This window comes from Caballeronia sp. INML3B (genome assembly GCF_023631305.1).
GTDB classification, from domain to species: Bacteria; Pseudomonadota; Gammaproteobacteria; order Burkholderiales; family Burkholderiaceae; genus Caballeronia; species Caballeronia turbans.
In genome coordinates, this window is sequence record NZ_JALQDI010000010.1 from 47,921 (window position 1) to 74,457 (window position 26,537).

Sequence of the window (26,537 nt, forward strand, 5' to 3'; positions counted from 1 at the left end):
CGCGGCAATCGACCGGCACGTGCGTCACCCGGTCAACTTCCCCGATACTGCGCCGCACTCGCCGGCGCAGGCGCGGCGGGCTTCTTCGCGCCCTTGTCCTTCGCCGCGCCGCTCGCCGCCGCATCCGAGGACATATAGGCCGGCGCCGCCTTCGCCTGCTGCTTCTGGCCGGCCGGCGGCGCGCTCGGCGGTCGTCCGATATCGGCGAGCATCTGCTGGCAAGGCAGCGGCTTGTTGTTGCTCGGCGCGATGAGCGGAATCAGGGCCGCGAACGGATTGATGAGGCCCAAGCCCACCGCGGCAGCACCGCGCAACGCCAGAACCGGACTCACGCCGACATGCGGATCCTTGAACGTGCCCTTCACGTAGAGGGGCGATCGCAACGAGAAAACGCGCAGGCCCTTCGTGTGCGGATGGACGCCGAGATCCATGTCCTCCGTCTTGAGATTGATGGTGCCGTCGACGTTGATGACCGCGTCGTCGGTATCGAGTGCGAAGACGCGCGAATCGAGCACGCCGTCGGTCACGACGAAATCCGCCGCCGCGCAGTTGATGTTCACATCGCGCTTGCCGAAGAGCTTTTCATACACGACGTTCGCCACGTTCAGCCCCGCCGCCTCCATGTACAGACGGCTGACGGTGCCCTGCGTGATAAGCGCCTTCACCTCGCCGTTCGATGTCGCCGCGAGCGCCGCGGGCGAATTGCCGGTGGCGGAGAGCGCTGCATCGCCGTTGATCTCCCCGAGCGCGGATTGCATCGTCTTCACCGTCGGGAAAAGCTGCTTGAGCTTAAGATGCCGTGCCTGCGCCGACACGCGGCCCTTGAGCGGCGCGGCGCTGCCGTCGAGATGAATGTTCGATGCGAGCGAGCCGCCCGCCACGCCGAACCTGAGCGGCTCGAACGAGAGCACGCCGTTCGTCATCAGAACGTGCGTGTACAGGTTGGTGATCGGCAGATCCGGATTTTTGATGATGCGCTCGCCGGTGAACTTCACGTCGGCGTCGATGGCCTTCCAGCGATCGGTCTTGAACTCTTCGGTCGGCAGGGCCTTCGACGTCGGCTGCTTTTCCGTATCGCCGCGCTTGGCTTTGCTCGCGTTGGAATCGGCGCCGATGATCGGCGCGAGATCCTTGAACTGCAACAGATGCGACACGAGCTCGCCCTGCAAGAGCGGCCGCGGCTTCTTCCCGGCATAGACGAGCGATCCGTTGATGTCGCTGCCGCCCACGCGCCCGGTGAAGTTCTCGTAATGAAACACGTTGCCGTCTTCACGGAACTGGCCGGTGAGCCGCCCTTCGGTGGCGAACGGCGGCGTCTCGGGCAGCGTCACGCCGGTGAACGGATAGAGATGCGCCATGCTCACGGCCTGTATCCACAGCCGCAGATCGAGCGCGGCGAGATGCGCGGGATCGGTCACGGTGCCGACAAAGGCAATATGCGTATCGCCCAGGCGCACGTCGGCCTGCACCGGGAACGGACGCGTCGCGTCCTGCACGGCGAGCACGCCGCCCAGCTTGCCGTCGCCGGACACCTTGCCGCCGTTGTACGTGCCCTTCACGTTCCAGCCGAACGCGTACGGCGGAACCGGCGGCTTCGGCCCTTCCTTGGTCGTGATGCTGGTATTCGCCGACGTGCTCGCCGGGTTCGGCGCGGACGCGTTCGCGACGGCAGCAGCCGATGCCGCCGACGCCGCCGACGCTTCGGACGCCGCCGCCGCATCGGCCTGCTTGTTGAGCTTCGTCGCGCCGCTCTTGCCGACCATTTCCGCCGACGACTTCGCGGACGCCGATTCCTGCTGCTTCATCGCCTCGCCGATCGGCACGGGCTGCCCGAGCGTATCGACGACGACCTGCATCTCGGCCTTGGTGACTTCATCGTGCACGTCGACGGTGCCCTTCGCGAGCGAGATATCGCCGAGCTTCAGCTTCCAGGTGGACGGCTCGGTCGACTGCTTGAACTTGAAAGTCCAGTTGTTCCGATTGTCCTTGAGCCGCTCGATATCGATCGACGGATTCGCGAGATTGATCGTCGGCACCACGATGTCGTGTGCGAGCAGCGGCAGCACGGCCACCTGAAAGTCGATCTCGTCGAGCGTTGCGAAGAATTTCTGGCGCGTCCAGTCGGGATTGGCGATGGTGATTTTTTCAGCGGAGAACCGCGGCCACGGCACCCAGCGTTTCCAGCCCGTTTCGTTGGGCGGACGGCGCCAGCCCACTTTCAGATCGCCCGTGATTTCGAAGCGCCGGCCGATCGCCTCGGACACTTTGTCATCCACCCAAGGCCGCAGACGGTTCCAGTCGAACGTCAGGAAGATGACTACCAGTATCGCGATCAGAACCGCCAGAACGGCAAAAAACCATGCGACGATCCTTCCGATTTTTCCGGTCGTTCTGGCCTGCGGCATGACGGCTCCATCCGTTTTTTCTCATCATGAGTGCGGCAGCACATAGTGTGCCCGTGCGGGCGTAGCGGTTATGTAGTCGTTGATCAGTCGTTGATCAGCCGTTGAACGCCGAATGTCCGTAAGATGTCGGCTCCGAAGAACGAGACCCCCACATCAATCGATGCCCGACGCGACATCGCCGCTTTTTGCGCCTTCGCCTCCCGTGGAACTCGTCGCCGCGCACGGCGTCGTGCGTCGCGACGCCCTGCGCGGCGCGGTGCTGCTGCATCCCACGGACTTCGCGCTTTATTCGGGCCAGCGCGCGGCGATCACCGGGCCGTCGGGCTCCGGCAAGAGCGTCTTCCTGCGCACGCTCGCGCTGCTCGATGCGTGCGACGCCGGCCATGTCACATGGCTCGGCGAGCGCATCGCGCGCTCGCGCATTCCGGCTTATCGGCGGCGCGTCGCCTATATCGCGCAGCGTCCCGCGATGCTCGATGGCACCGTCGAGGACAATCTGCGCTATCCGTTTACGCTGAAAACCTATCGGGACGCGCATTTCGATCCCGACGCGGCGATGCGGCTGGCGCAGGCGGCCGGGCGCGGCGCAGACTTCCTCGACAAGCTCGCGGGCGATCTGTCGGGCGGCGAAGCGCAGATTGCGGCGCTCGTGCGCGTGCTGCAACTCGCGCCGGATGTGCTGCTCCTCGACGAGCCGACCGCATCGCTCGATCCGGCATCGGCGCGCTCGATCGAAGCGCTCGTCGGTGCCTGGTCCGACGCCGGCCCGCAGCGCGCGTGCATCTGGGTGTCGCACGACCCGGAACAGGCGCGGCGCGTCGCGACGCGTCATTTGACGATGAACGCGGGCGTGCTCGGAGGCGAGACGCGATGAGCGGCTACCAGAACCTCAGTCTTTTCGATATCGGCCTCGCGGCGGCGTTGATTGTCGTCAATGGCGCGCTGTCGGTCGCGCTCGATCTCGGGCTCGAGCGCAAGCTGCTCGTCGCGGCGGTCCGGACCGTCGTCCAGCTGCTGCTGATCGGATATGTGCTTGGCTGGGTGTTTGCGTTCGATCGCTGGTATGTGGTGCTGCCGCTGATGGCGTTGATGACGATCATCGCCGGCTTTGCCGCATCCGGCCGCGGGCGGCGGACATACGCGGGCCAGCGCGCGGACAGCATCGTGTCCATCTGGAGCAGTTCGTGGCTGATCGGCGCGTTCGGGCTCTTCATCGTGATTCGGATTCATCCGTGGTACGAGCCGCAATACGCCATCCCGATTCTCGGCATGATTCTCGGCAACACGCTGACAGGCGTGTCGCTCGGCATCGAGCGCATGACGGAGGAACTGACCGCCGGACGCGCGGCGGTCGAGATGTCGCTTGCGCTCGGCGCCTCGCGCTGGGAAGCGGCGCAGGGGCCCGCGCGCCAGGCCGTGCGCGCGGGCATGATTCCGACCCTGAACCAGATGGCCGTGGTCGGTCTCGTCAGCCTGCCGGGCATGATGACGGGCCAGGTGCTGGCCGGGCAGTCGCCGTTGCAGGCGGTGCGCTATCAGATCGTCTTCATGTTTCTGATTGCGGCGGCGTCGGGGCTCGGCGTGGTCGGGGCCGTCGTGCTGACGTATCGGCGGCTCTTTTCGGCCGATCACCGGTTCATGGCGTCGAAGCTGGTGGAACGAAAACCCCGCAAGCGCCCCGCGTAGCTCACTCGCCGTTGTAAGCGCGCTCGAGCGCCGCGATATCGAGCTTGATCATCTCGCGCATCGCTTTCATGGTGCGATCGGCTTTCACCGGGTCCGGGTCCTGCAGCATCTTGAGCAGGCGCCTCGGCGCGACCTGCCACGTCACGCCGAAGCGATCCGTGAGCCAGCCGCAGGCCATCGACTGGCCGCCGTCCAACAGCTTGTCCCAGTAGTGGTCGATCTCTTCCTGCGTGTCGCATTTGATGAACATCGAGATGGCTGGCGTGAACTTGAATTCCGAGCCGCCGTTCAGCGCCAGGAACGCCTCGCCTTCCAGTTCGAACAGGACGGCGAGCACACTGCCCGCCGGTCCTGGACTCGACTCCGTATGACGCATGATCTCCGTGATGCGCGCATTCCTGAAGGTATCGACATAAAAGTTCACGGCCTCTTCGGCGTTGGCGCGTTCGAACCATAGACAGGGCGAAATCTTGTGCATGTGCGGATCTCCATTCGTGGAATCGTGCGTCACGCGCACGGTTGCTGTCCCATCGCCTGCTTCATTTCCTCCGGCGTGACGTCGCGCGTGTGCGTCGCGACCGACCATTGATGGCCGAACGGGTCTTCCACGCGCCCATAGCGATCGCCCCAGAACATGTCGGCGACGGGCATCGTCACTTTCGCGCCCGCGCTTTCGGCCTGCTTCACGGTGGCGTCGACGTCTTCGACATACAGGTGGATCGTGACCGGCGATCCCTTCAGCGCCTTCGGACCGACCGAGCCGTATTGCGGAAATTCATCGACTAGCATCAGCGTCGAATCGCCGATTCTGACCATCGCGTGCATGAGCTTGCCGTCCGGCGCGGGAATGCGGCCGAGCTCGACGGCGTCGAACGCGCGCTTGTAGAACTCGATCGCTTCGGCGGCGCCCGCGCAGACGAGGTGCGGGGTCAGCGAATGCATGCCTTCGGGGATGGGCTTGACAGCGGAAGTGGACATATCGGCTCCGTGTTGTGGATGAAGCGCGCCGGGTTTGGCGCGGCCCTCATACGCTACAACGAACGGACAGCCGGTCAATCGACACGACTACGCACGCCACCGTCAAATTTTGTTTGCAGCCGCGGATTCGCCTTGGGGGATAGCTTATTTCGAAGGCCGGTCAGCGAGCGATTGAATGAGCGCCTCGAGTCGCGAGAAATTGACGGGCTTGGTCAGATGGTCGCGAAAACCCGCTTCGCGGCAACGTCGAATGTCTTCGTCCATGCCGTAACCCGTGATCGCCACCGAAGGCTTGTCGGGCTGAACGGTCTGCCAGGCGCGCGCGATGTCGAGCCCGCTGCCGTCCGGAAGGCCGATATCGCTGACGAGCAGATCGAATGGCCCGCTCTGCGCGCGCTCGAGCGCCTGGGCGACGGTCACGGCGACTGTCACTTCGTGGCCGAGCATTTCCAGCACCTCGGCCATCGCCGATGACGTCTGCTCGTTGTCCTCCACAAGCAGCACCTTGAGCGCGCGCCCCTGCTCCCGACTCGCGGCCTCGACGAGCGGCGCGTCCTCGTGCGCGGGCTGGACCCTCGCGAGCGGCAGCGTGAGCGTGAAGCGCGCACCGGTGTCGCGCCCCTCGCTATAGGCGGAGAGCGTGCCGCCGTGCTTCTGTGCCAGCGTGCTCGCGATCGCGAGGCCGAGCCCCAGGCCGCCGAACGAGCGCGTGATCGAATCGTCCGCCTGCTCGAACGCGGAGAAGATGCGCGGCAGCGCCTCCGCGCTGATGCCGATGCCGCTGTCCGTCACCGAAACCGCGATCGTCGACGGGTCGGGGTTCCAGGTACGCACGTCGATGCGCCCGCCCGCCGGCGTGAACTTCACCGCGTTCTTCATCAGGTTCCAGACGATCTGCTGCAGGCGCGCGGCATCGCCGAGCACGACGAACCGGTCCGCGTCGAAACGCGTTTCGAGCGTGAGGCCCTTCGCGCGCAGATCGGCCTCGGACATGTCGAGCGCGCTCGTCAGCAAGGTATCGAGCGCGACGCTCGCGAAATTGAGCGACAGCTTGCCGCGCGCGATGCTCGTGAGATCGAGCAGATCGTCGATCAGACGCGCTTCGAGCTCGACATTGCGACGGATGAGATCGAGTGTCGGATGCGCCTCGCGCGGCAGCGAATGCTTCATCTCGAGCAGGCGCACGGCCGCGAGAATCGGCGTGAGCGGCGTGCGCAGCTCATGCGACAACACCGCCAGAAAATGGTCCTTCGCGCGATTCGCGGATTCCGCCTGATCTTTCGCGAGGCGCAGCGCGTCGGCGGCCATGTGGGCGTCGGTCGCATCGCGCACGATCTTCGAGAAGCCGATCAGCTCGTCATGCTCGCTGCGGATCGCCGTCGTCACGCCCGAGGCAAAGAACGAATGGCCGTCCTTGCGCCAGAGCCAGCGGTCGTCGCTCGCGCTGCCTTCGCGCCGCGCCGTCTCCAGCTCGGCATCGAATACGCCGGCTTCGCGGTCTTCCTGCGCATAGAAGATGCTCGCGGACTGGCCGAGCACGTCCTGCGCCGGAAAGCCCAGAATGCGCTCGGACGCCGCGTTCCACGTGCGGATGCGCCCTTCGGGATCGAGCGTGATGACGGCGTAATCCTTCAGCGCGTCGATGAGCAGGCGGAAGTGCGTCTCCGTCTCGCGCAACGCACGCTCGACCGCGATGCGTTGCGCGCGCTCGGCGCTCTCGCGCATCGCGCGGCGCACGACCGCGGGCAGGCGTTGCAGTCGCTGCTTCAGCACGTAGTCGGTCGCGCCGCGCTTGAGCATGTCGACGGCATGCTCCTCGCCGAGCAAGCCCGACACGAAGATGAACGGCGTGTCCGGCGAGCGCTCGCTCGCAATCGTGAGGGCCTCGATGCCGGAAAACGTGGGCATCACGAAATCGGCGAGGATGACGTCGAAGCGCTTTTTCCCGAGCTCGGCGATGAACGCCGCGGAGTCGTACACGATCGACGCATCGACCGCGTAATCCGCGCGCTCCAGCTGGGCGATCGTCAGCTCCGCATCCAGTGCGTTGTCTTCGACGAGAAGCAGATGCAGGGGCTGCATGATCTAGACGTCCTCTTCAAAGGACGCCTGCTGGCGCATCGGACCGGGCGAGTTCGCGAACATGGGCGCTGCAATCATTGCGCGGCCGGCGGCCGCCGGAAGCGTGTCGAGCCCGGCGGCGGTTCGTTGAGGACCGCCCAGAATACGCCGAGGTCGCTGATCGCCTCGACGAACTCGGCGAATTCCACGGGCTTGACGACGTAGGCGTTCACGCCGAGCTCGTAGCTGCGCACGAGATCCTGTTCCTCGCGCGAGGACGTCAGCATGACCACCGGAACGCTCTTCAGCGACGCATTCGAGCGGATCATGTCGAGCACTTCGAGACCATCGATTTTCGGCAGCTTCAGGTCAAGCAGGATCACCGCCGGATTGCCGGGCGCGCGCTCCTTCCACTCGCCTTCGCAGGTGAGATAGTCGATGGCTTCCTGGCCGTCGCGCGCGACGATCACTTCGTTCGCGAGCTGGCTCTTGTCGAGCGCAACGAGTGTGAGCTCGAGGTCGTTTGGATTGTCTTCGACGAGCAAAATCGGTTTAAGCATGGTCTTTTCTTGACTTTGTACCTGGCCCGCCCTGCGTTCCATTCGCATGGCGGAATACGACCGGCAAGGAGAAATAGAATACCGCGCCCTCTCCCGGCCGCCCTTCGGCCCATGTGCGCCCTTCGTGGCGCTCGACGATGCGCCGCACGTTGGCAAGCCCAATGCCCGTGCCCTCGAACTCTTCCGCGCGATGCAGCCGCTGAAACACGCCGAACAGCTTCGCGCCGTACTTCATGTCGAAGCCGACGCCGTTGTCGCGCACGCCGATCACGTATTCATCGCCGTTTCGGGTCGCGAATATCTCGATTTTCGCCGATTCCCGCGTCCGCGTATATTTCACCGCGTTCGAAATGAGGTTGCGCACGGCGAGCTGCAGGAAAGCGGCGTCGCCGGTGACGCGCGGCAGCTCGCCGATGACCCATTCGATGCGCCGTCCCGCGCCTTCCGCCTCGAACTCGTGGACGACGCCGCGCACGAGCTGCCCGAGATCGACCGGGGCCGGCCTGAGCGCCGCGCGGCCCATCTGCGAGAACGTCAATAGATCGTCGACGAGCGTGCCCGCAAAACGCGCCGACTCCAGCATGTTGTTCATGAAGCGCCGGCCCTTGTCCGACATGCGCTCGCCTTCCTGCTCGCGCAGCAGATCGCCGTAACCCGCGATATGGCGCAGCGGCGCGCGCAGGTCGTGCGACACGGAATAGGAGAACGCTTCCAGCTCCTTGTTCGCGCGTGCAAGTTCGGTCGCGAGTTCGGCGCGCTCTTCCGCGCGGCGCAGCACGATGTTCAGCAGCGCGCCGCGCAATTCGCCGGCGAGTTCGAGTTCGCCCTGACGCCACATTGCGGAATGTCCGCGCACCGTCTCGAGCCACGGCGAAAAGCTCGTGCGCGGCGTGCTCGCGCCATCGGCGCCTGCTATTTTGACCGGCTCGCCCGCCCACTTGATCGTCTGCATCATTTCGGGCCTGAACCATAGCAGATAGTTGCGAAAGATCTGCGAGACCGGCACCGCGAGCACGCCGCACGCGTTGTCCTCGTGCGCCTTGGCGGGCGCCCATTCGCGCGCGAGCGAATCCGTCGCCCACACGCCGGTCGTGTTCTCGGCGAGCCAGTTCGTGAGCGCGCGCACAGTGTCCTCGTCGGGGGTCGAGCCGAGCAGCGTGATCTGATCGTCGAAGACGATCGCCGCGCCCGCCGAGCGCGCGAAGCTCAATACGTCGTTCGGCACCGCCTGCAAACCCGCGACGAAGTTCTCGTGCTCGCCCATCGCGGAAATCAGACGGCCCATCGTGCGGCGCAGCGCGGCCAGATACTCGCCTTCGGCGCGCTCCTCCTTCGCTTCGATCTGCAACGACAGCATGTGCCCGAGATGCTCGACCGCGACGCGCGTGTTGAACGGCACGATGCGCGCGTCGTGATCGTGACACGAGATGAGTCCCCACAACTGCCCGCGCACGACGATCGACACGGACATCGAAGCGTGCGTCCCCATGTTGCGCATGTATTCCAGATGCACCGGCGAGAAGCTGCGCAGCGTCGCGTACGTGAGATCGGTGGGACGGCCAGTGGCCGGGTTCACACTTGGCACGAGCCGCGCGGGCGTGTAGTTCACGTCGACGACGAGGCGGATGCGGTTCTTCAGATACAACGCGCGCGCCTGGCGCGGAATATCCGACGCGGGGAAAAACTGATGCAGGAACGACGGATAAGCCTCGTCGCGGTCTTCGGCGAGCACGTGGCTGCGGCCTTCCTCGTCGAAGCTGTAGAGCATCACGCGGCCAAAACGCGTGATCCCCCGCACTTCGCGCACCGCGAGCTCGGCGAGCGCCTGCACGGTCGCCGCCTCCTGGAGTCCGCGCGCGAACGTGCGCACGAGCGGATACATGGATGCGAACGCGTCGCCGGTGGCGGCGGCGGTTTCCATTTCGACGATGAGCGTGCCCTCGTGACGATGCATCGTGACATCGAAACGCAGCGAGCGTTCGGAGGACGAAGGCGTCACGTCGATCGGGCCGATATATAGCGGCGCGTCCTCGAGCACAGAGGTGGCCGCCGCCTGCGCGATACGTTGCGCACCCGCCGCGCCGATCACGGCATCGAGCGGCTCGCCGAGCAATGCGTCGACGTGCGCGCCTGTCAGCGATGCAAGGTTTTCGCTTACCTGCACGATGCGCAGGTCGTCGCCGAGCACGAGCAGAAAGCCGTGCGGCTGGATGCCGCCGGGAATGTGGATCGGCTCGGCATCGCAGTCCTTGCTCGCGACGCCCGAACTGAGCGTGCGCCGGCGTGCTTCGGCATCGGGCGGTCCCTTCGATGCGTCGTGCAAAGCCCCTGCGCCGATGGGCGGCTCGCTTGCGGCGCTCATCAGACAGCTCCGGGCGCTGGCTGCAAACGCCCGACATCGGCCGTTTCGGGGCACAGCCACGCGTGCAGGCTGTCGAAGGTGGCGATGGCGGCTTTCACCGCATCGTCGTAATGGCGTTCGGGCACGCTTGCCGCGGCGGTCTCGCGAAACGCCTTCCACATGCTGCCCGTGCGCGGGCCATAGCCGTCGAAATAGGCATTGCCACGTCCCGGCGCGAGATCGAGACGCTCGGCGACATGAGGCGCGATGAAACGCCCGCCGAGCGTGCTGCCTTCCATCACGTACATCGAGCCGAACGCATCGCCGATGTTGCGCATGCGCGGCAGATCATCGTGTGCATCGGCCTGCTGCACGCAAGCGACGTACTGTGTCTCGCCTGTCAGCGCGGCGAGGTCGGCGGCAAGTAGCGCCGCCTTGCGGCGCGCATTGAAAAAGTCGGAGAGCGATGCCGGCATGCACGCGGCTACCGCATCTTCCCAAGGCGTGACGTAGCCATAGAATCGTTCGAGCAGCGCAATGTACTCGTCGCGACGCAGGTCGTCCCGCATGAGGTCGAGTGCATTCTCGAGCCGCGCATGGCACGCGGCGGTTTCGTTCTTCAGACGGGACAGAAGTTCGAGGGGCATGTTCCGTTATGTTGGCTTCGGTCCGTAAAGCGGGCAAAGGAGTGCAGACATCGGAAGGGCTTACCGGTTTTGCGCGGACCTGGATCGGGCGCATCGGTAGAAAAAACGCCGCAAACGTTGCCTTCCAAACCTGTTCATGTTCAACGGTTCATTCTACGCAAGCGGCTTGCGCGGTGCCATTCGCCAAGGCTTTCACCGTTCGGTTCATGGCTCGCGCGAGCGCCTTTCGTCGGTGTTGACGTTCGCAAGATCGTCGCGCTGCGTGTCTCGCTGATAGTCGCCGCCGCCTCGTCGATCCGTATCGACGAGGCCGCGTTCGATGTCTTCGTGGGCCTGCGTGCCGACGTCGCGCGCTTGATCCTCATGCTGCGATTCGACGTTCTGATCCGTCTCGTGAGGCAGCGGCGCCTTCGACGCATCGTCATGCGCCTGTGTCTCGCGGTCCTTGCTCGCCATCTCGCGTCCGCGTTCGGGCGCGCTCGCCGGCGTGATGTTCGTCTGCTTCATCATCGTCTCCCTGTGTGGACGCTCACTTGCGCGAGCCGTCCATGCCGAGCCGCTTCTTCATCTCGGCCGTGATTCTTTGACGCGCCTTGTCGTAGCCCGCCCAAGGATCGCCCTGCAACGTATCGAGCCGCTCGCGCACGTTGCCGATGCTCCATTGATCGCCGCTCTTCACGTCGTCGAGTTCATCCCACGAAAGCGGCATCGACGCGCCGAGCCCCGGCCGCGCGCGCAGCGAAAACGCCGCGACCGTGCTCGACCCGCGGTTGTTGCGCAGATAGTCGATGAAGATCTTGCCCTTGCGGTTCTGCATGCCCATCTTCGCGGAGAAGAGCTTGGGCAGCGTGCTCGCCATATGCTGCGCGACCGCCTGTGAGAACGCCTTCATCTCGTCCCAGCCCGCCTGCTTCGCGAGCGGCACGACCACATGAAAGCCCTTGCCGCCGCTCGTCTTGCAGAACGACGTGAGGCCGAGTTCGGCGAGCAGATCCTTCGTCAGCTTCGCGGCCTCGACCATGCGTTCCCACCCGACGCCTTCGCCCGGATCGAGATCGAACACCATGCGATCCGGCTTCTCGATGTTCGATGCCACCGCGTTCCATGTATGCAGCTCGATCGTGCCCATCTGCGCGGTGCCGACGAGCGCCTGCGACGATTCGATCGTCAGCAGCGGCGGATGCCCCGGATCGATATCGGGATGCTGGGTGATATGCGGAATCGCGAGCTTCGCGCTGTGCTTCTGAAAGAACAGCTCGCCGCCGATATCCTCCGGCGCCCGCACGAGGGACACCGGCCGGTCCTTCAGATGCGGCAGCATCCAGTCGGCGACCGACGCGTAGTACTCGACGACATCGATCTTGCGCAAGCCGGTCGATTTGTCGATTACGCGATCCGGATGGCTGATCTTCACGCCTTCGATTTCGGCCGAACTCGTCCTGGCCTTCGTCACGGTCTTCTCTGCAGGCGTCTTCTTTACAGGTGTCTTCTTAGCGGCCGTCTTCGATGCCACCTTCTTCGCCGATGCCGGCTCTTCCTTCACGATCTGACGCGCGGGCTTATCGTCCCGCAGGCTGACGAACGAGGCTTGTCGCACGATACGCTCCTTGGTCCATTCCGCGAAATTGCATTCGGCTACGAGCTCGGGCTTCACCCAATGCACAGGCGTGCGGCTGCGTTCCTGCGGCTCGCTCGCGAACGGCATGCGCTTCACTTCGCGCTTGTCGAGTTCCTTCTTCACTGCGACGAGCGTCGCGTGATCGAAGCCGCTTCCCACGCGCCCCGCGTATTGCAGCTTGCCGTGCGTGTCGTAGACGCCGAGCAGGAGCGCGCCGAACTGCCCGCGGCTGCCCGAGGGTTCCGAGTAGCCGCCGATGACGAACTCCTGCCGGCGACGGCACTTGAGCTTGATCCACGACGCGCTTCGCCCCGAGACATACGTGCTGTCGATACGCTTGCCGATGATCCCTTCGAGCGCCATGTCGCATGCGCTCTTGAGGAGATCGTCGGCGTGAAAGGCGAAGTCCCGCGAATAGCGCAAAACAGGATCGTCGACAGGCTCGATGAGCGCCTTCAAAATCGCGCGGCGCTGCACGATCGGCACGTTGCGCAGGTCGTAGCCGTTCAGATATGGCACGTCGAAGAAATACACGACGATGTCCTGCGGGCGTCCCACGTCGAACGCGTTTTGCAGCGCCTGAAAATCGGGCAGGCCGCGATCGTCGAGCACCACGGCTTCACCGTCGAGCCAGCCGCTTTCGATATCGAGCCTGTCGAGCGCCTTCACCTGCTTCGAAAACTTCGCGGTCCAGTCGTTGCCGTTGCGCGTGAAGATCTGGATCTCGCGCTTGCCCTTGATCGTTTCAACGCGCGCGAGTATGCGATAGCCGTCGAACTTTATTTCGTATGCCCAATCATCGCCGGGAGGCGCGGCATCGACGAGCGTCGCGAGCTGCGGCTTGAAAGTCGCGGGCAGCTTCGCCTTGACTGCGCCTTCGATCGCGGGTTCGTGCGACAACGTGCGCAACGACTCGTCGCTGCGATTCGCGACGATATCCGGATGCGCGTGTCCGTTCGCTTCCTTGCTGATCGTTTTTCGTGCCGGCGCTTTCTTCGCGGCGGCCTTGCGTTCGGTGCGCTCGCGAATGGCACCGCTCTTGTCGCGCGCGCCGAGCGATGCCGACATCACACTGCCTGGCTTCTTCAGCAGGATGTCGTATTCGGCTTCGGGACGCGCTTCGTCGTCCCGTTCCTTGATGAGCAGCCACTGCTCCTTGTCGCCGCTGCCGCGCATGTGACTCTTCACGAGCGTCCAGCCGCCGTGCAGCTTCTCGCCGTCGAGGATGAACTTGAGCTTGCCTTTCTCGTACTCGCGCGCGGCTTCCTCGATGCTGCCCGACTGCGGCGCCCACGTGCCGCGATCCCATACGATGACGCTGCCTGCGCCGTAGTTGCCCTCGGGAATGTCGCCTTCGAAGGAGCCGTAGTCGAGCGGATGATCTTCGACATGCACCGCGAGCCGCTTGACCGATGGATCGAGGCTCGGCCCTTTGGGCACCGCCCACGATTTGAGCGTGCCGTCGAGCTCGAGACGGAAGTCGTAATGAAGACGGCGGGCGTCGTGTTCCTGAATCACGAACGACAGCGCCTGATCCGCGGATTGCTTCGCGCGCGCACTGCGTTTCGCGGCGCCGGACGGCTCAGGCGTCTTGTCGAAGCTGCGCTTGCGCTGATAGGTATCGAGTTTGTCAGCCATCGTCGTCTATGCGTGACCTATGCGTGACTCCGGCGCTCACGCGCGCTTGCGACGCGTCGTCTTGCGTGCCGGGCGCGCCTTTTCTTCACTGGATTCGTCGCCGGCGTCGTCACCGGTTTCGTCATCGGATTGCGCGGCCTTGGCGCCGCGTTTGGGCGCGCCGCCTTTCTTCAGACTGCGCTTGAGCAACTCCGACAGATCCAGAATCTCGGCGGACGCTTTTTCTTCGCCGCCCTCTTCGATCTTCATCACTTCGGCGATCTTGCCTTCCTTCACCTTCTTGTCGACGAGCGCCATGATGTCGTCCTTGAAGGTGTCGTGATACTTCGCTGGATCCCATGAGTCGCTCATGTCGTCGATGAGGCGTTTTGCCATCTCCAGTTCCTTCGGCGTGACGCCGGCCTTCTTCGTGTCTTCGTCGGGGAACTTGAACTGGCTGAAGTCGCGCACTTCGTCGCCCCAGCGCAGCGTATTGAGCGCGAGCGCGGGACCGACGGGGATCAACGCCGCGAGATGCTGCTTGTTATGCAGCACGACGCTCGCGATGCCGACCTTGCCGGTGTCCTTCAGTGCGTCGCGCAAGAGCGCGTAGACCTTTTCGCCCTTGCGATCGGGCGCGAGATAGTAAGGCGTATCGAGCGACAGAAAGGAGATTTCGGGCGCATCGACGAAGGCGAGGATGTCGACCGTCTGCGTCGATTCGGGATTGGCCGCGCGGATTTCGGCGTCGGTCATCACGACATACTTTCCCTTCTCGTACTCGAAGCCGCGCACGATGTCATCGCGCGTGACTTCCTTGCCCGTGTTCTTGTTGATCTGCTTGTAGCCGATCGGATCCATCGAGCGCTTGTCGAGGAGGTTGAAGCCGACCTTCTCCGACTGCGTCGCCGGATAGAGTTGTACGGGGACGTGGACCAGCCCGAAGCTGATCGCGCCTTTCCAGATCATGTGCGGCATCACGGCACCTTCGCTGTCGGGTCGAGTCGATGGGTTCGCCCGGGCGCTCGCGCCGAGGCGTTTTCGCACCGCCATTCGCGCGGTATCGACGAGATTCGCACGAAGCGTGCCAGAAGGCGCGCAAGCCCGGACGTGCGCAGCGCATGGACAATCAGGTTTACCGCGAAACGATTCGACTCACCGATCTGTAGGCTTTACTGAGGGTGACCGAACGCGGGGAATTCGGAGGCGGAGGAGATAAAGACCGTTAGTTGCAAGCTAACTTACTAAATAGGCCGATCGAAATCGGCACGTCATGACGATGACGGTTATTTACGGCTCGCGGTGACGGTCAACTGCGTGCCGTCGTCGAGCGTGACGGTTTTCTTCGAGCCCGTGGACGTCGGCATCGAGAAACGCACGATCTGGCTGAAACGATTGTCGACCGGGCATTGCAGAGTTTTACCGCCCACGGTCACCTTGCTCGTGCCCTTCGGCGCGTAGGCGCGAAAGCTGATCTGCACATTCGCAGAACCGTTGTCGGCGACGACCGGCGCGAAGCGGATCTGCACCTGCCGCACCGCCTGGCCGTTTGCGCTCTTCGGCACCGACGCCGCCTGCGGGCAGTCATCCGGCACGGCCTGCGCGCCGCCCGGTGCCGTGCCCTGCCAGGTGAAGTCGTCGGTCTGGCCGGAGCGGATGGTACGCGTTTCCTGCTCGTTGCCGAAACTCTTCGACGCCATCTTCACCGTGTACCTGATGGGGCCGTCATTGGGCGCTTCGGAGAGAACCTTGATGCCTGGCGTTGCGTGGGCTGTCGCTGCGAACATTGCGAGCGCAGCGACGGAAACGATGCGACGAACGATCAAACGACGACTCATGTCGCCACCTCCGTAACGAGCGCTAAGGAAGGCCGGCGCCGCGCGGCGCCGGCGTACTGCGGGCGGTTTCAGTCTAGCGCCCTGCATCCCGGCTCATCCTAGTGGAAAACCCGCGTGCGCAGAGAGGTCGATGACGTTCGTCAATGCGCGCTCAGAAGCCGGTCAGCACGAGCTTGCCGACCGTGCGCCCTTCTTCGAGCAGCCGATGCGCCTCGCGTAAATTCGCCGCATTGATCTTGCCGAGATCGCGGCCGACGGTCGTGCGGATCGTGCCTGCGTCGATCAGCCGCGCCACTTCGGAAAGCAGTTTGTGCTGCTCGATCATGTCGGGCGTCTTGAACATCGCGCGCGTAAACATGAACTCCCAATGAAACGCCGCGCTCTTCGATTTCAGCAATTCGACCGGCACCGGCTTCGCGTTCTCGACGATGGTCGCGATGCCGCCTTGCGGCTTGATGACTTCGGCGGCCGCGGGGAAATGCTTGTCGGTGTCGTTGAAGATCAGCACGTAATCCACTTGCGGGAAGCCGATGTCCTTCATTTGCTTCGGAATGTCCCCGAAGTGATTGACGATGTAATCCGCGCCGAGATCCTCCGCCCATTTCGCCGATTCGGGCCGCGAGGCCGTGGCGATCACCTGAAGCTTCGCGACGCGCTTGGCGAGCTGGATGCCGATCGAGCCAACGCCGCCCGCCCCGCCGATGATCAGCACCGACTTGCCCGCATCCTTGCCTTCCGCCGACACGCGCAGCCGCTCGAAGAGCGCTTCCCACGCGGTGATGGTCGTGAGCGGCAGCGCGGCGGCGCAGGTGAAATCGAGCGACTTCGGCTTCGCGCCGACGATACGCTCGTCGATCAGATGGAACTCGCTGTTCGCGCCCTGCCGCGTGATGTCCCCCGCGTAGTAGACCGGGTCACCGGGTTTGAACAGCGTGACCTCGGGCCCGACCGCCTCCACGACGCCCGCCGCGTCCCAGCCGAGCACGCGCGGCGCTACTTCGACCTTGTCCTTCGGCGCGCGCACTTTCGTGTCGACGGGATTGACGGCGATCGCCTCGATTTTCACGAGCAGGTCGCGGCCCGTCGGCGTGGGCTTGTCGAGCTCGATGTCGACGAGCGATTCGGAATCGGAAATCGGAAGGTAACGCGTGAGGCCGATGGCTTTCATGTTCGTGCTCCGTGAAGTGGATGTTGAATTGATCATACGCCCGATCGCTCTCTGTAAAACGGTCATAATCCATGAAACATTTTTCGGGAAATCCATCGAATGGCGAGCGATCCTTTGACGGACGGCACACACCGCGAACGGCTCGATCTGCTCGATGTCGGCCTGTTCATGCGTGCGGCGGCGCTCGCGAATCTGTCGTCGGCGGCGCGTGAATTCGGCTTATCGCCCGCGGTGGCGAGCGCGCGCATCGCGGGGCTGGAGCGCATGCTCGGCACGCGGCTTTTGCATCGCACGACGCGGCGCGTTTCCGTCACGCAGGAAGGCGAAATCTTCGCGGCGCACGCGCGCGAGCTGCTCGACGCCGCCGAGGCCGCGCGCGCGTCGGTCGGGCGCGCACGGGCGCATCCGCACGGCCGCCTGCGCGTGACGATGCCCTCGTCGCTCGGTCGCCAACACATCTCGCCGCTCATTCCCGCGTTTCTGCGCGCGTATCCCGGCGTGACGGTCGAGTTGCGCATGACCGACCAGATCGTCGATCTCGTCGACGAAGGCATCGACCTCGCGATCCGCATCGGTGCGCTGAAGGATTCGACGCTCGTCGCCCGGAAGCTCGCGAGCAACCGGCGCGTGCTGTGCGCGTCGCCCGCGTATCTCGCCGCGCACGGCACGCCGCGTCATCCGGCCGATCTCGCCGGGCACGAATGCGTGATACTCGCCGATCAGCGCGACTGGAGTTTCGTGACGCCGACCGGCGTGATCGACGTGCGCGTGTCGGGGCGGCTCGTGACGGATAACGGCGAAGTGATCCGCGATGCGCTCGCGGCGGGTATCGGCATCGGGCTCAAATCGACGTGGAGCGTCGCGCCCCTGCTCGCGAGCGGCGAACTCGTCACCGTGCTCGATGACTATCCGCTCGCGCAGACCGTCGCGATCTGGGCCGTGTATCCGAGCCGCGCGTTCGTGCCGCCGAAGACGCTCGCGTTCATCGACTTCCTGGCGGCGCAGTTCGGCGAGCCGCCTTACTGGGACGTCGATCCGGCGCGCGTGCAGCGCTGAAGGTTCTTTACAATGGCGGTTTCTTGCCTTCGTTCGCTTGCATCCCGATGAATCTCGTCATTCAAAGCCCCGCCCCGATCTCCGATTCACATTTGCGGCCGCTCGCTGCGCTCGCGGGCTCGCAAGAGACTCGACGCGTGGACGACACGCTGCTGCGCCTGATCGACGCCGATCCGCTTCAGCGCCCCGATATCGACGCCTACTGCGGCGCGCATGGACTGGACTACGCTTACGTCGAACCGAACGCGAAACTCGCGGATTTCGGCCTCGTCGCGATGGACATGGACTCGACGCTCATCACGATCGAATGCATCGACGAGATCGCCGATTTCTGCGGGCTGAAGGCCGAGGTCGCGGCGATCACGGAAGCGTCGATGCGCGGCGAGATCAAGGATTTCAACGAAAGCCTCACGCGGCGTGTCGCGCTGCTGAAGGGCCTCGACGCGAGCGCGCTGGAACGTGTCTACGAAGAACGCCTCGCGCTTTCGCCGGGCGCGGAACGGATGCTCGAAGGCGCGCGGGCCGCCGGCTTGAAGACGCTGCTCGTGTCGGGCGGGTTCACGTTCTTCACCGAGCGGCTAAAGGCGCGCCTCGGCCTCGATTACACGCGAGCGAACACGCTCGAGATCGTCGATGGCAAGCTGACCGGCAAGGTCGTCGGCGACATCGTGAATGCGGATGTGAAGGCGCGCTCGCTGATCGAGACTTGCGCGAAGATCGGCATTGATCCGAAGCGCGCCATTGCGATGGGCGACGGCTCGAACGATCTGAAGATGATGGCCGAAGCCGGCTTGTCGGTGGCGTTCCGTGCGAAGCCGGTCGTGCGGCAGTCGGCGAGCGTCGCGTTTAACTTTGTCGGGCTCGACGGATTGTTGCGGCTGTTCTGAACGGTTTGGAAACGGCGCGTGGGGGGTATTGCCGTTCACTCAGGCATCGCCGGATCCCGTTTTCTTTTTGGTTTATTAGCGTTGCCCCTGTGCGGGGCGGCAGTCACTTTCTTTGCTGCTGCAAAGAAAGTAACCAAAGAAAGCAGCTTGCTAGGCCCGCGGTCACACGCAGTTTTGGCCATGCTTGCCAGCCGATCGTGGGCTCAGTAGCGAGTGCCCTCATAGGCCCCATCGGGCGTGGATCGCGCACGGTCTGACAAGCTAGTCGTTCAACTGCGCTGGTTCAGCACCAAATAGCTCCGGCACAGCGCTACGCGCTGCCGACGGGTCTGCAAGGGACAACATCGGTCTGCACTTGCAGTGAGATGGAGGCGTTAGTAACGAAAGTTCGGGCAGACCCGATTGACCGGTCGGCCGCGAAGCGGGCCGGAGCCATTTGGTGCTGAACCGCTCCGCTGTGCGACGCGCGGTGACAGACCGTGCGCGAGCCAAGCCCGGTCAAACCTTTGAGGGCGACACTTAGGCAGCCCACGATCGGCTGGCAAGCATGGCCAAACTGCGTGTGACCGCGGGCGTCTCGAGCTGCTTTCTTTGGTTACTTTCTTTGCAGCTGCAAAGAAAGTGACTGCCGCCCCGCATAGGGGCAGCGCTAATAAACCACAAAGAAAACGGGATCCGGCGAAACCACCCACCGAAAGTTACCCAATACGCTTCAGGCGAACGCCTTGACAAGCGCAGCTTCCAGATCCCCGCGCAAGTCCGCTTCCGCTTCCAGGCCCACATAGAAGCGCACCAGCACCCCCTCATGCGGCCATTGCGACGCAGTGCGCATCGAAGAAACGTTGTAGGGCATCGCAAGGCTGTGCGCGCCGCCCCAACTCCAGCCGATCGAGAACAGGTCGAGCGCTTCGACGAATGCATCGACTTGTGCCGCGGTGTAACGGCCATCGAACACGATCGAGAACAGGCCGCCCGCGCCGCCCTTGAAGTCACGCTCGTAGAACGCGTGACCCGGACAATCCTCCAGCGCCGGATGCAGCACCGCCGTCACTTCAGGCCGCGTCTTCAGCCATTGCGCGAGCGCAAACGCCGTGCGGTCGTGCGCTTCGTAACGCGCCTTCATTGACGGCAGGCTGCGCAGCACGAGCGATGCATCGTCCGCCGATACGCCGATGCCCATTCTCATGCGCGCGCGCTTGAGCTTCTTGTGCAATTCCGGATTGCGCGTGATGGTCGCGCCCATCAGGATGTCGCTGCCACCCGATTGATACTTCGTCAGCGCCTGCACGGAGATGTCGACGCCATGCTCGAACGGCTTGAACGCAAGGCCCGCGGAATACGTGTTGTCGATCGCCGTGACGATGCCTTTCGCGCGCGCGACGGCGACGATCGCCGGCACGTCCTGCACTTCCATCGTCACCGAGCCGGGCGCTTCGAGCCAGATCAGCTTCGTGTTCGGACGGATCGCATCGGCGATGCCCGCGCCGGTCATCGGATCGTAGTACGTCACTTCGAGCCCGAAGTCCGCGACGAGCCAGTCGGCGTGATCGCGGTTCGGCGAATAGGCGTTGTCGGGCACGAGCACGTGATCGCCCGCCTTCATCAGGCCGAAGTAGACGTTGGAGATCGCCGCGAGCCCCGACGGCTGCAGGAGCGCGTATTCGCCGCCTTCGATCGCGGCGAGACGCTGCGCGAGCGCGATGGTCGTCGGCGTGCCGTGCAGGCCGTAGCGCCATCTGGAATCGTCGCTCCAGACGAGCGAGCGCATCGTCGCGAGATCGGGGAAGACCACCGTCGACGCGCGCGCGACCGGCACCGAAAACGACTCGAAGCCGGGCGTGATGCGGTCCTCGGGCTGCACGATGCGCGTCTGCAGGTCGCGGTCGGGGGCGTTGTTGCTGGAATCGGTCATGAGGGCTGTGTGAAGCGAAGTAAAGAAAAGCCGCCGCCGGAAACGCCCGGCGGCGTGAAGACAAGACGCGCTATTCGCCGATGATGACGTTGCTCGTGCCGCCCACGGCATTCTTCGGCGGCAGAGGGGGCGCTGGTTCCAGCGACGGCGCGGGCGGCGCCTTGCCCGCGTTCATCGGCGGCAAGGTTTGGCCGGCTACCGCCGGGCGCAGATCGAACGGCTGCGCGTTCGAATCGTCCGGGTCCATGCGTTCGCCCGACACGCTGCCGTCCGCCGCGAACTTGCCGACCCAGTTGCCCGTGATATGCGTGCCGTCGTTCGATTCCTCGATCTCGAGCGTGTCGCCGTCGCGATCGCCCGCGACCAGAACCACGTTCGGACTGCCGGCGAACTTGTACTCGCCGTGCACGCCGGACGGCTCGTCGGTTTTCGCGCCGAGCTTCATCTCGATCTGCCTGTCGCCGAGCGTGCCGACATAGCGCGGAAAACGCGCGTATTCCGGATTCGGCGTGAGGGGCTTGCGGGGCGGCAGCGCAAGCTCCTTGATGGCGGCCTGCGCGCCGTGCGCGTCCGCGCCCGCCGGTTCGCGCTGATCGGGCGGCAGAACGCCCGACGCGCCGGACGAACCGGGCGGCATCGGCGAATTGCAGCCCGTCAGCGCGAAGAGCGCGGTCGAGATCGCAAAGGCCGCGAGCAGGCGCGGCCCCTTCATGCTTTGCATCATCCTTCGGTCCTTCAAATGCGCTCGAAAATCGCCGCGATGCCCTGCCCGCCGCCGATGCACATCGTCACGAGCGCGTAACGCCCGCCGATGCGCTGCAGCTCGTACAGCGCCTTCACGGTGATGAGCGCGCCGGTCGCGCCGATCGGATGCCCGAGCGAAATGCCCGAGCCGTTCGGATTGACCTTCGCGGGATCGAGCTTCAGTTCCTGCGACACGGCGCACGCCTGCGCGGCAAACGCTTCGTTCGCTTCGATGACGTCGAGATCGTTCACGGACAGGCCCGCGCGTTCCAGTACCTTCTGCGTCGCCGGCACCGGGCCGATGCCCATGATCTTCGGATCGACGCCCGCATGCGCGTAGGCGACGAGGCGGGCGAGCGGCTTCGCGCCGCGCTTTTCCGCGACGCCGCGCTCCATCAGCACGACGGCCGCCGCCGCGTCGTTGATGCCCGACGCGTTGCCCGCCGTCACCGTGCCGTTCTCCTTCGCGAAGACCGGCTTGAGCTTGGCGAAGTCTTCGGCGCTCGCGTTCATGCGCACGTGCTCGTCGCGGTCGAACACGGTGTCGCCCTTCTTCGACGCGAGCGTGATCGGCAGGATCTGTTCCTTGAAGTAGCCGGCTTCGGTCGCCTTCGCCGCGCGACGATGCGATTCGAGCGCGAGCGCATCCTGCATCTCGCGCGTGATGCCGAACTTCTGCGCGACGTTCTCGGCGGTCACGCCCATGTGGATCTTGTCGAACGGATCGTTCAGCGCGCCGACCATCATGTCGACGATGCGCGTGTCTCCCATGCGCTGGCCGAAGCGCGCGGCGGGCATGATGTAGGCCGCGCGGCTCATGTTTTCCGCGCCGCCGCCGATCGCGACATCCGCATCGCCGAGAAGAATCGACTGCGCCGCCGACACGATCGCCTGCAGGCCCGAGCCGCACAGCCGGTTCACCGTGAGCGCGGGCGCGTGCTGGCTGACGCCGCCATCGATCGCCGCGACGCGTGCGAGATACATGTCGCGCGGCTCGGTATGAACGACATTGCCGAACACCACATGGCCGACTTCGTCGCCCGCGACATGTGCACGCGAAAGCGCCTCGCGCACGACGCGCGCGCCGAGATCGGTCGGGGAGAAATCCTTAAGCGAGCCGCCGAAATCGCCGATTGCCGTGCGCACGCCGCTTACCACCACTACTTCACGTTGCATGTTGCCGTCTCCGCTTGGTTGTGTTCAACAGGTCATGGATTCGTCATTCGCCGAGCGCGCGCTCGACCGTGGCCCTGTCCGGGATCGGTGCGACCGCGCCGAAGCCTTGCGTCGATAAAGCCGCCGCGACGTTCGCATAGCGCGCCGCCGCGAAGGGATCGTCGCCCGCGACGATGCGCGCGATGAACGCGCCGCCGAAGCAATCGCCCGCACCGGTCGCATCGACCGCCTTCACGACGCGGCCCGGTACGACGCGCCGCTCATCGGGTGTCGCGATATACGCGCCTTCCTTGCCGAGTTTCAGCGCGACGACCTTCGGGCCCATATTCAGCAGCGCGTCGATGATCGCGTCCTTGTCTTCGTGGCCCGTGAGCAAGGTGACGTCGTCCCAGCTCGGCAGGCAGATATCGGTCGAGCGGATCGCTTCGAGCATCACCGCGCGTGCGCGTGCGAGCGGCCACAGCTTCAGGCGCAGGTTCGTATCGAAGCTGACCTTCACGCCGTGCGTGCGCGCGTGATCGATCGCAGCCAGCGCGGCGTCGCACGCCGATACGCCGATCGCGAGGCTGATGCCCGACAGGTGCACGACCTTCGCCGCCGCGATCGCGTCGAGCGGCAGATGCGCCGGCGCATAGCGGCTCGCCGCCGAGCCCGCGCGCAGATAGTCGAAGCGGTGCCCGTTCTCGCCGTGCGACACGAAATAAACGCCCGTGGGCGCATCGTGGTCCACGCGAACCGTCGATGTACCGACGTTTTCGGCACGCCACAGATCGAGCAGCAATTGCCCGAAGTGATCGTTGCCGACCGCCGACGCGAAGCCCGTCGCCGCGCCCTGGCGCGACGCAGCGATGAGGAAATTCGAGACGTCGCCACCGAAGCCTTGCAGATACTCCGGCCGGTCGCGCGTCGACTGATTGAACTCGATCATCGCCTCGCCGAGCGCGAGAATGTGCGGCGTTTGCGGCATGGGTTACACCTCGCCCCAGAGATCGTGGCCATCGGCGCCGGTGATCTTCACCGACACGAAGTCGCCGGCCTTGTAGCGCTTCGATGCCTTCGTCGCCGGCGCGATGTAGACGACGCCGTCGATTTCCGGCGCATCCGCCGCCGTGCGGCCGATGCCGCCGTCCGTGCCCACTTCGTCGACGAGCACCTTCAGCGTCTTGCCGACCTTCTTCTTCATGCGCTTCGCCGAAAGCTCTTCGGCCAGCTCCATGAAGCGCGCGCGGCGTTCCTCGCGCACTTCGTCGGGCAGCGCGCCGTCGAGTTCGTTCGCGGTGGCGCCTTCGACCGGCGAATACGCGAAGCAGCCGACGCGATCCAGATCCGCTTCCTCGAGGAAGTCCAGCAGCGTCTGGAACTGCTCTTCCGTCTCGCCCGGAAAGCCCGCGATGAACGTGCTGCGAATGGTCAGGTCGGGACAGATTTCACGCCACGTCCTGACGCGCTCGAGCACCTTCTCGGCGTTCGCCGGACGCTTCATGCGTTTCAGCACCTCGGGATGCGCGTGCTGGAACGGCACGTCGAGATACGGCAGCACGTGGCCGCGCAGCGGGCCTTCGGCCATCATCGGGATCACGTCATCGACGCTCGGATACGGATAGACATAGTGCAGCCGCACCCATGCGCCGTATTGCGCGGCCAGTTCGCCGAGCGCGCCGACGAGGTCGGTCATGCGTGTCTTGAGCGGCTTGCCGTTCCAGAAACCCGTGCGGTACTTCACGTCGACACCGTATGCGCTCGTGTCCTGCGAAATGACGAGCAGCTCCTTGACGCCGGACTTGAAGAGATTTTCGGCTTCGAGCATGACTTCCGCGACGGGGCGCGACACGAGATCGCCGCGCATCGACGGAATGATGCAAAACGTGCAACGATGATTGCAGCCTTCCGAAATCTTCAGGTACGCGTAGTGGCGCGGCGTGAGCTTGATGCCGGCGGGCGGCACGAGATCGGTGAACGGGTCGTGCGGTTTCGGCAGGTGCGCGTGCACGGCGTTCATCACTTCGTTGGTCGCGTGCGGACCGGTGACGGCGAGCACTTTTGGATGCACTTCCTCGATCAGACCTGAGCCGCTTGCGCTCTTTTTCGCGCCGAGGCAGCCGGTCACGATGACCTTGCCGTTCTCGTTCAATGCCTCGCCGATGGCGTCGAGGCTTTCCTGCACGGCTTCGTCGATGAAGCCGCAAGTGTTGACGACGACGAGATCCGCGCCGTCATAGGTGCCGGAGATTTCGTAACCTTCGGCGCGCAGCTGAGTCATGATCTGCTCGGAATCTACAAGTGCTTTCGGGCAGCCGAGCGAAACCATGCCGATCTTCGGCGCGGGAGTCGTCCGGGCAGTTGAATCTAAAGAATTTTTCACGGGAAGAGTGTCTTGTGGGAGCGCACGAGGCCAATCCAATATTTTACCCCGGAGTGTCGGGGAGGCCGATTCCGCGCATCCGACGCCGCTCTGTCCCACCGGCATGCTCACCCTGACCAACGCGCTGTGGCGCCTCGGCGTGCAAGGCTCGGTGCGCCTCCGCTCCGGTGAAAGTCTCGTGACCCGCGCGCGCAACGAAGCCGTCGCGCATTTCCTTCGCGCTCCCGCCGGCCTCGCGCGAGAGCAGCTTCTGACGCGCGCTGCGTTATCCGGTCAATTCGCACGAGGGCGCGCGCGTGCCGATCGACAGCGACGGCTTCATGAAAGTGGTCGAAGCGCCCACGGGCTTCATGCGCATCCGCCGCGCGGTATTCGAGACGATGATCGCGCGCATGCCTGAACTGCAATACAGACCGGATGCGCTGCACGGCTACTGTCATCGCTTCTTCGACGTGATGGTCGATCGTGAAACCGGACGCTATCTTTCGACGTCTACGCGTTCTGCCGCCGCTGGCGCGCTCTGGGCGGAAAGGTCTTCGTGGATGCCCGGTCGAAGCTCGCGCACCATGGGTCGTACACCTATCGCGGGGATTTCGGCTCGGCGTGGGCGCAGGATCCGGCGAGGGCGATCGGCGGGCAACGAGCGCACGACGCGCGCTCGCTCAGGACGGGGGCGTCAACCCGCCGCCCGAACGCGCCCTTGAAATGGATTACTTTTTTTCCGTCGACGAAGGCGTGGGCGTCGGGAACGGGAATGTGTTGAACATCGATTTCGCCTGCGACTGCATCTGCTCCTGCATCTGCACGAACATGTTTTTCGACTGCTCGATGTAGCTCGTCATCATGCCCTGCATCATCGGCGCCTGCATGTTCATGAACTGCGACCAGACTTCCGGGTTGAGCGCGTTGCCGTCGTAGATGCCCTTGCTCTGCTCCGTCAACTTTTGCTGGATGTCGATGAACGCCTGGATGTTCTTCTCCAGATACGTGCCCATCATCCCCTGCATCGCGTGACCGTAGAAGCGGATGATCTGCGAGAGCATGACAGAGGAGAACATCGGCAGGCCGCCGCTCTCTTCCTCCAGAATGATCTGCAAAAGGATGCTGCGCGTGAGGTCGTCGTTCGACTTCGCGTCCAGCACCTTGAAGTCTTCCTGATCGAGCACGAGTTGCTTCACATCCGACAACGTGATGTAGGTGCTCGTTTCCGTGTCATACAGCCGACGGTTCGGATACTTTTTGATAAGTCGTTCGGCGGCTTTCTTTGTAGTAGTAGTGGTGGTCATTTAACGCCTTTAAACGCAAAACTTTACTGCGATGGCAGCAAGCAGGTCTTGCGTTGTCGCAAAAAAGCGCTGCTGCATGTTCGCCGCATCGTTGATGTACCCCGGCGAGTGGCGGGGGGGGGGGGGGGCGCGGGGGGGGGGGGGGGGGGCGCCCCCCCCCCCCCCCCCGCCGCCCCGCGCCGCGTGCGCGGCGCG

The 26,537-nt window shown here is 64.4% G+C and carries 23 protein-coding genes; 4 read left to right on the forward strand and 19 right to left on the reverse strand.

Annotation, left to right across the window (positions count from 1 at the left end; translation table 11 throughout):
• Positions 1-32: 32 nt before the first annotated feature.
• On the reverse strand, positions 33-2,405 hold the full coding sequence (locus tag NCS58_RS08120; protein ID WP_250538212.1) for an AsmA family protein: 2,373 nt from the start codon (positions 2,403-2,405) through the stop codon (positions 33-35).
• A gap of 160 nt (positions 2,406-2,565) precedes the next feature.
• Between NCS58_RS08120 and NCS58_RS08125 the strand changes: the two genes are divergently transcribed.
• Both NCS58_RS08125 and NCS58_RS08130 read left to right on the forward strand, forming a co-directional pair.
• The gene (locus NCS58_RS08125; protein ID WP_061121526.1) at positions 2,566-3,279 is read left to right on the forward strand and encodes an ATP-binding cassette domain-containing protein; all 714 of its coding nucleotides are present in this window, start codon (positions 2,566-2,568) and stop codon (positions 3,277-3,279) included.
• A complete protein-coding gene (locus tag NCS58_RS08130; protein ID WP_250538213.1) occupies positions 3,276-4,091 on the forward strand; it encodes an ABC transporter permease in 816 nt (271 codons plus the stop codon). The genes NCS58_RS08125 and NCS58_RS08130 overlap by 4 nt, the downstream gene beginning before the upstream one ends.
• A gap of 1 nt (position 4,092) precedes the next feature.
• Here NCS58_RS08130 and NCS58_RS08135 read toward each other — a convergent pair whose 3' ends face one another.
• The 11 genes from NCS58_RS08135 to NCS58_RS08185 all read right to left on the reverse strand — a co-directional run bounded on the left by NCS58_RS08135 (position 4,093) and on the right by NCS58_RS08185 (position 16,919).
• Positions 4,093-4,569: a VOC family protein gene (locus NCS58_RS08135; RefSeq protein ID WP_061121528.1), complete on the reverse strand. Its 477-nt coding sequence runs from the start codon at positions 4,567-4,569 to the stop codon at positions 4,093-4,095.
• A gap of 29 nt (positions 4,570-4,598) precedes the next feature.
• Positions 4,599-5,069 carry a VOC family protein gene (locus tag NCS58_RS08140; protein WP_061121529.1) on the reverse strand — a complete coding sequence of 157 codons (471 nt, stop codon included), beginning with the start codon at positions 5,067-5,069 and terminating at the stop codon, positions 4,599-4,601.
• Between the two features lie 144 nt (positions 5,070-5,213).
• Positions 5,214-7,151, reverse strand: a complete 1,938-nt coding sequence (locus tag NCS58_RS08145) for a response regulator (RefSeq protein ID WP_061121530.1) — start codon at positions 7,149-7,151, stop codon at positions 5,214-5,216.
• A 74-nt stretch (positions 7,152-7,225) separates the two neighbouring features.
• Positions 7,226-7,690 (reverse strand): response regulator, encoded by a 465-nt coding sequence (locus NCS58_RS08150; protein ID WP_061121531.1) that lies wholly within the window; start codon positions 7,688-7,690, stop codon positions 7,226-7,228.
• Entirely contained in the window at positions 7,683-10,052 is a 2,370-nt protein-coding gene (locus NCS58_RS08155) for an ATP-binding protein (RefSeq protein WP_061121532.1), read from the reverse strand. The genes NCS58_RS08150 and NCS58_RS08155 overlap by 8 nt, the downstream gene beginning before the upstream one ends.
• Entirely contained in the window at positions 10,052-10,678 is a 627-nt protein-coding gene (locus NCS58_RS08160; protein ID WP_061121533.1) for a biliverdin-producing heme oxygenase, read from the reverse strand. Before NCS58_RS08160 ends, NCS58_RS08155 begins: the two co-directional genes overlap by 1 nt.
• A 204-nt stretch (positions 10,679-10,882) precedes the next feature.
• Positions 10,883-11,188, reverse strand: coding sequence for a hypothetical protein (locus NCS58_RS08165; protein WP_409241424.1), 306 nt, complete (start codon positions 11,186-11,188; stop codon positions 10,883-10,885).
• A 19-nt stretch (positions 11,189-11,207) separates the two neighbouring features.
• A complete protein-coding gene (gene ligD, locus NCS58_RS08170) occupies positions 11,208-13,934 on the reverse strand; it encodes a DNA ligase D (protein WP_061121534.1) in 2,727 nt (908 codons plus the stop codon).
• Positions 13,935-13,970: 36 nt separating this feature from the next.
• Entirely contained in the window at positions 13,971-14,891 is a 921-nt protein-coding gene (locus tag NCS58_RS08175) for a Ku protein (protein WP_061121535.1), read from the reverse strand.
• 308 nt (positions 14,892-15,199) lie between these two features.
• Positions 15,200-15,751, reverse strand: coding sequence for a DUF6013 family protein (locus NCS58_RS08180; RefSeq protein WP_061121536.1), 552 nt, complete (start codon positions 15,749-15,751; stop codon positions 15,200-15,202).
• A gap of 151 nt (positions 15,752-15,902) precedes the next feature.
• Positions 15,903-16,919 carry a zinc-binding alcohol dehydrogenase family protein gene (locus NCS58_RS08185; protein WP_250538214.1) on the reverse strand — a complete coding sequence of 339 codons (1,017 nt, stop codon included), beginning with the start codon at positions 16,917-16,919 and terminating at the stop codon, positions 15,903-15,905.
• Positions 16,920-17,018: 99 nt separating this feature from the next.
• On the opposite strand from NCS58_RS08185, the gene NCS58_RS08190 reads away from it, so the two are divergent.
• Together NCS58_RS08190 and serB are read left to right on the forward strand one after the other, a co-directional pair.
• Positions 17,019-17,975 carry a LysR family transcriptional regulator gene (locus tag NCS58_RS08190; protein ID WP_061121538.1) on the forward strand — a complete coding sequence of 319 codons (957 nt, stop codon included), beginning with the start codon at positions 17,019-17,021 and terminating at the stop codon, positions 17,973-17,975.
• A gap of 47 nt (positions 17,976-18,022) precedes the next feature.
• On the forward strand, positions 18,023-18,862 hold the full coding sequence (serB, locus tag NCS58_RS08195) for a phosphoserine phosphatase SerB (RefSeq protein WP_250538216.1): 840 nt from the start codon (positions 18,023-18,025) through the stop codon (positions 18,860-18,862).
• 712 nt (positions 18,863-19,574) lie between these two features.
• Here serB and NCS58_RS08200 read toward each other — a convergent pair.
• From NCS58_RS08200 to phaR, 7 genes are all read right to left on the reverse strand, one after another.
• The gene (locus tag NCS58_RS08200) at positions 19,575-20,774 is read right to left on the reverse strand and encodes a cystathionine beta-lyase (RefSeq protein ID WP_061121938.1); all 1,200 of its coding nucleotides are present in this window, start codon (positions 20,772-20,774) and stop codon (positions 19,575-19,577) included.
• 70 nt (positions 20,775-20,844) lie between these two features.
• Positions 20,845-21,498, reverse strand: coding sequence for a hypothetical protein (locus NCS58_RS08205; protein ID WP_250538215.1), 654 nt, complete (start codon positions 21,496-21,498; stop codon positions 20,845-20,847).
• A gap of 11 nt (positions 21,499-21,509) precedes the next feature.
• Positions 21,510-22,694 (reverse strand): beta-ketothiolase BktB, encoded by a 1,185-nt coding sequence (gene bktB, locus NCS58_RS08210; protein ID WP_250476697.1) that lies wholly within the window; start codon positions 22,692-22,694, stop codon positions 21,510-21,512.
• A gap of 43 nt (positions 22,695-22,737) precedes the next feature.
• Positions 22,738-23,661 carry a sugar kinase gene (locus tag NCS58_RS08215; RefSeq protein WP_250476698.1) on the reverse strand — a complete coding sequence of 308 codons (924 nt, stop codon included), beginning with the start codon at positions 23,659-23,661 and terminating at the stop codon, positions 22,738-22,740.
• Between the two features lie 3 nt (positions 23,662-23,664).
• A complete protein-coding gene (rimO, locus tag NCS58_RS08220; RefSeq protein ID WP_061121942.1) occupies positions 23,665-25,002 on the reverse strand; it encodes a 30S ribosomal protein S12 methylthiotransferase RimO in 1,338 nt (445 codons plus the stop codon).
• Between the two features lie 319 nt (positions 25,003-25,321).
• The gene (locus tag NCS58_RS34170) at positions 25,322-25,450 is read right to left on the reverse strand and encodes a hypothetical protein (protein WP_284502178.1); all 129 of its coding nucleotides are present in this window, start codon (positions 25,448-25,450) and stop codon (positions 25,322-25,324) included.
• Positions 25,451-25,766: 316 nt separating this feature from the next.
• On the reverse strand, positions 25,767-26,342 hold the full coding sequence (phaR, locus tag NCS58_RS08225; protein WP_061121943.1) for a polyhydroxyalkanoate synthesis repressor PhaR: 576 nt from the start codon (positions 26,340-26,342) through the stop codon (positions 25,767-25,769).
• Between the last annotated feature and the right edge of the window lie 195 nt (positions 26,343-26,537).

Bases quoted from the DNA above. Each gene is read 5' to 3' on its own strand.
- NCS58_RS34170 (WP_284502178.1), bottom strand. From the start codon at position 25,450: ATGCGCGCGATCATCGTCTCGAATACCGCGCGGCGGATGCGCATGAAG.
- NCS58_RS08165 (WP_409241424.1), bottom strand. From the start codon at position 11,188: ATGATGAAGCAGACGAACATCACGCCGGCGAGCGCGCCCGAACGCGGA.
- NCS58_RS08150 (WP_061121531.1), bottom strand. From the start codon at position 7,690: ATGCTTAAACCGATTTTGCTCGTCGAAGACAATCCAAACGACCTCGAG.
- NCS58_RS08200 (WP_061121938.1), bottom strand. From the start codon at position 20,774: ATGACCGATTCCAGCAACAACGCCCCCGACCGCGACCTGCAGACGCGC.
- NCS58_RS08145 (WP_061121530.1), bottom strand. From the start codon at position 7,151: ATGCAGCCCCTGCATCTGCTTCTCGTCGAAGACAACGCACTGGATGCG.
- NCS58_RS08120 (WP_250538212.1), bottom strand. From the start codon at position 2,405: ATGCCGCAGGCCAGAACGACCGGAAAAATCGGAAGGATCGTCGCATGG.
- NCS58_RS08125 (WP_061121526.1), top strand. From the start codon at position 2,566: ATGCCCGACGCGACATCGCCGCTTTTTGCGCCTTCGCCTCCCGTGGAA.
- serB (WP_250538216.1), top strand. From the start codon at position 18,023: ATGAATCTCGTCATTCAAAGCCCCGCCCCGATCTCCGATTCACATTTG.
- NCS58_RS08155 (WP_061121532.1), bottom strand. From the start codon at position 10,052: ATGAGCGCCGCAAGCGAGCCGCCCATCGGCGCAGGGGCTTTGCACGAC.
- NCS58_RS08190 (WP_061121538.1), top strand. From the start codon at position 17,019: ATGGCGAGCGATCCTTTGACGGACGGCACACACCGCGAACGGCTCGAT.
- ligD (WP_061121534.1), bottom strand. From the start codon at position 13,934: ATGGCTGACAAACTCGATACCTATCAGCGCAAGCGCAGCTTCGACAAG.
- NCS58_RS08130 (WP_250538213.1), top strand. From the start codon at position 3,276: ATGAGCGGCTACCAGAACCTCAGTCTTTTCGATATCGGCCTCGCGGCG.
- NCS58_RS08185 (WP_250538214.1), bottom strand. From the start codon at position 16,919: ATGAAAGCCATCGGCCTCACGCGTTACCTTCCGATTTCCGATTCCGAA.
- NCS58_RS08175 (WP_061121535.1), bottom strand. From the start codon at position 14,891: ATGCCGCACATGATCTGGAAAGGCGCGATCAGCTTCGGGCTGGTCCAC.
- rimO (WP_061121942.1), bottom strand. From the start codon at position 25,002: ATGGTTTCGCTCGGCTGCCCGAAAGCACTTGTAGATTCCGAGCAGATC.
- NCS58_RS08135 (WP_061121528.1), bottom strand. From the start codon at position 4,569: ATGCACAAGATTTCGCCCTGTCTATGGTTCGAACGCGCCAACGCCGAA.
- NCS58_RS08205 (WP_250538215.1), bottom strand. From the start codon at position 21,498: ATGATGCAAAGCATGAAGGGGCCGCGCCTGCTCGCGGCCTTTGCGATC.
- NCS58_RS08140 (WP_061121529.1), bottom strand. From the start codon at position 5,069: ATGTCCACTTCCGCTGTCAAGCCCATCCCCGAAGGCATGCATTCGCTG.
- NCS58_RS08160 (WP_061121533.1), bottom strand. From the start codon at position 10,678: ATGCCCCTCGAACTTCTGTCCCGTCTGAAGAACGAAACCGCCGCGTGC.
- NCS58_RS08215 (WP_250476698.1), bottom strand. From the start codon at position 23,661: ATGCCGCAAACGCCGCACATTCTCGCGCTCGGCGAGGCGATGATCGAG.
- NCS58_RS08180 (WP_061121536.1), bottom strand. From the start codon at position 15,751: ATGAGTCGTCGTTTGATCGTTCGTCGCATCGTTTCCGTCGCTGCGCTC.
- bktB (WP_250476697.1), bottom strand. From the start codon at position 22,694: ATGCAACGTGAAGTAGTGGTGGTAAGCGGCGTGCGCACGGCAATCGGC.
- phaR (WP_061121943.1), bottom strand. From the start codon at position 26,342: ATGACCACCACTACTACTACAAAGAAAGCCGCCGAACGACTTATCAAA.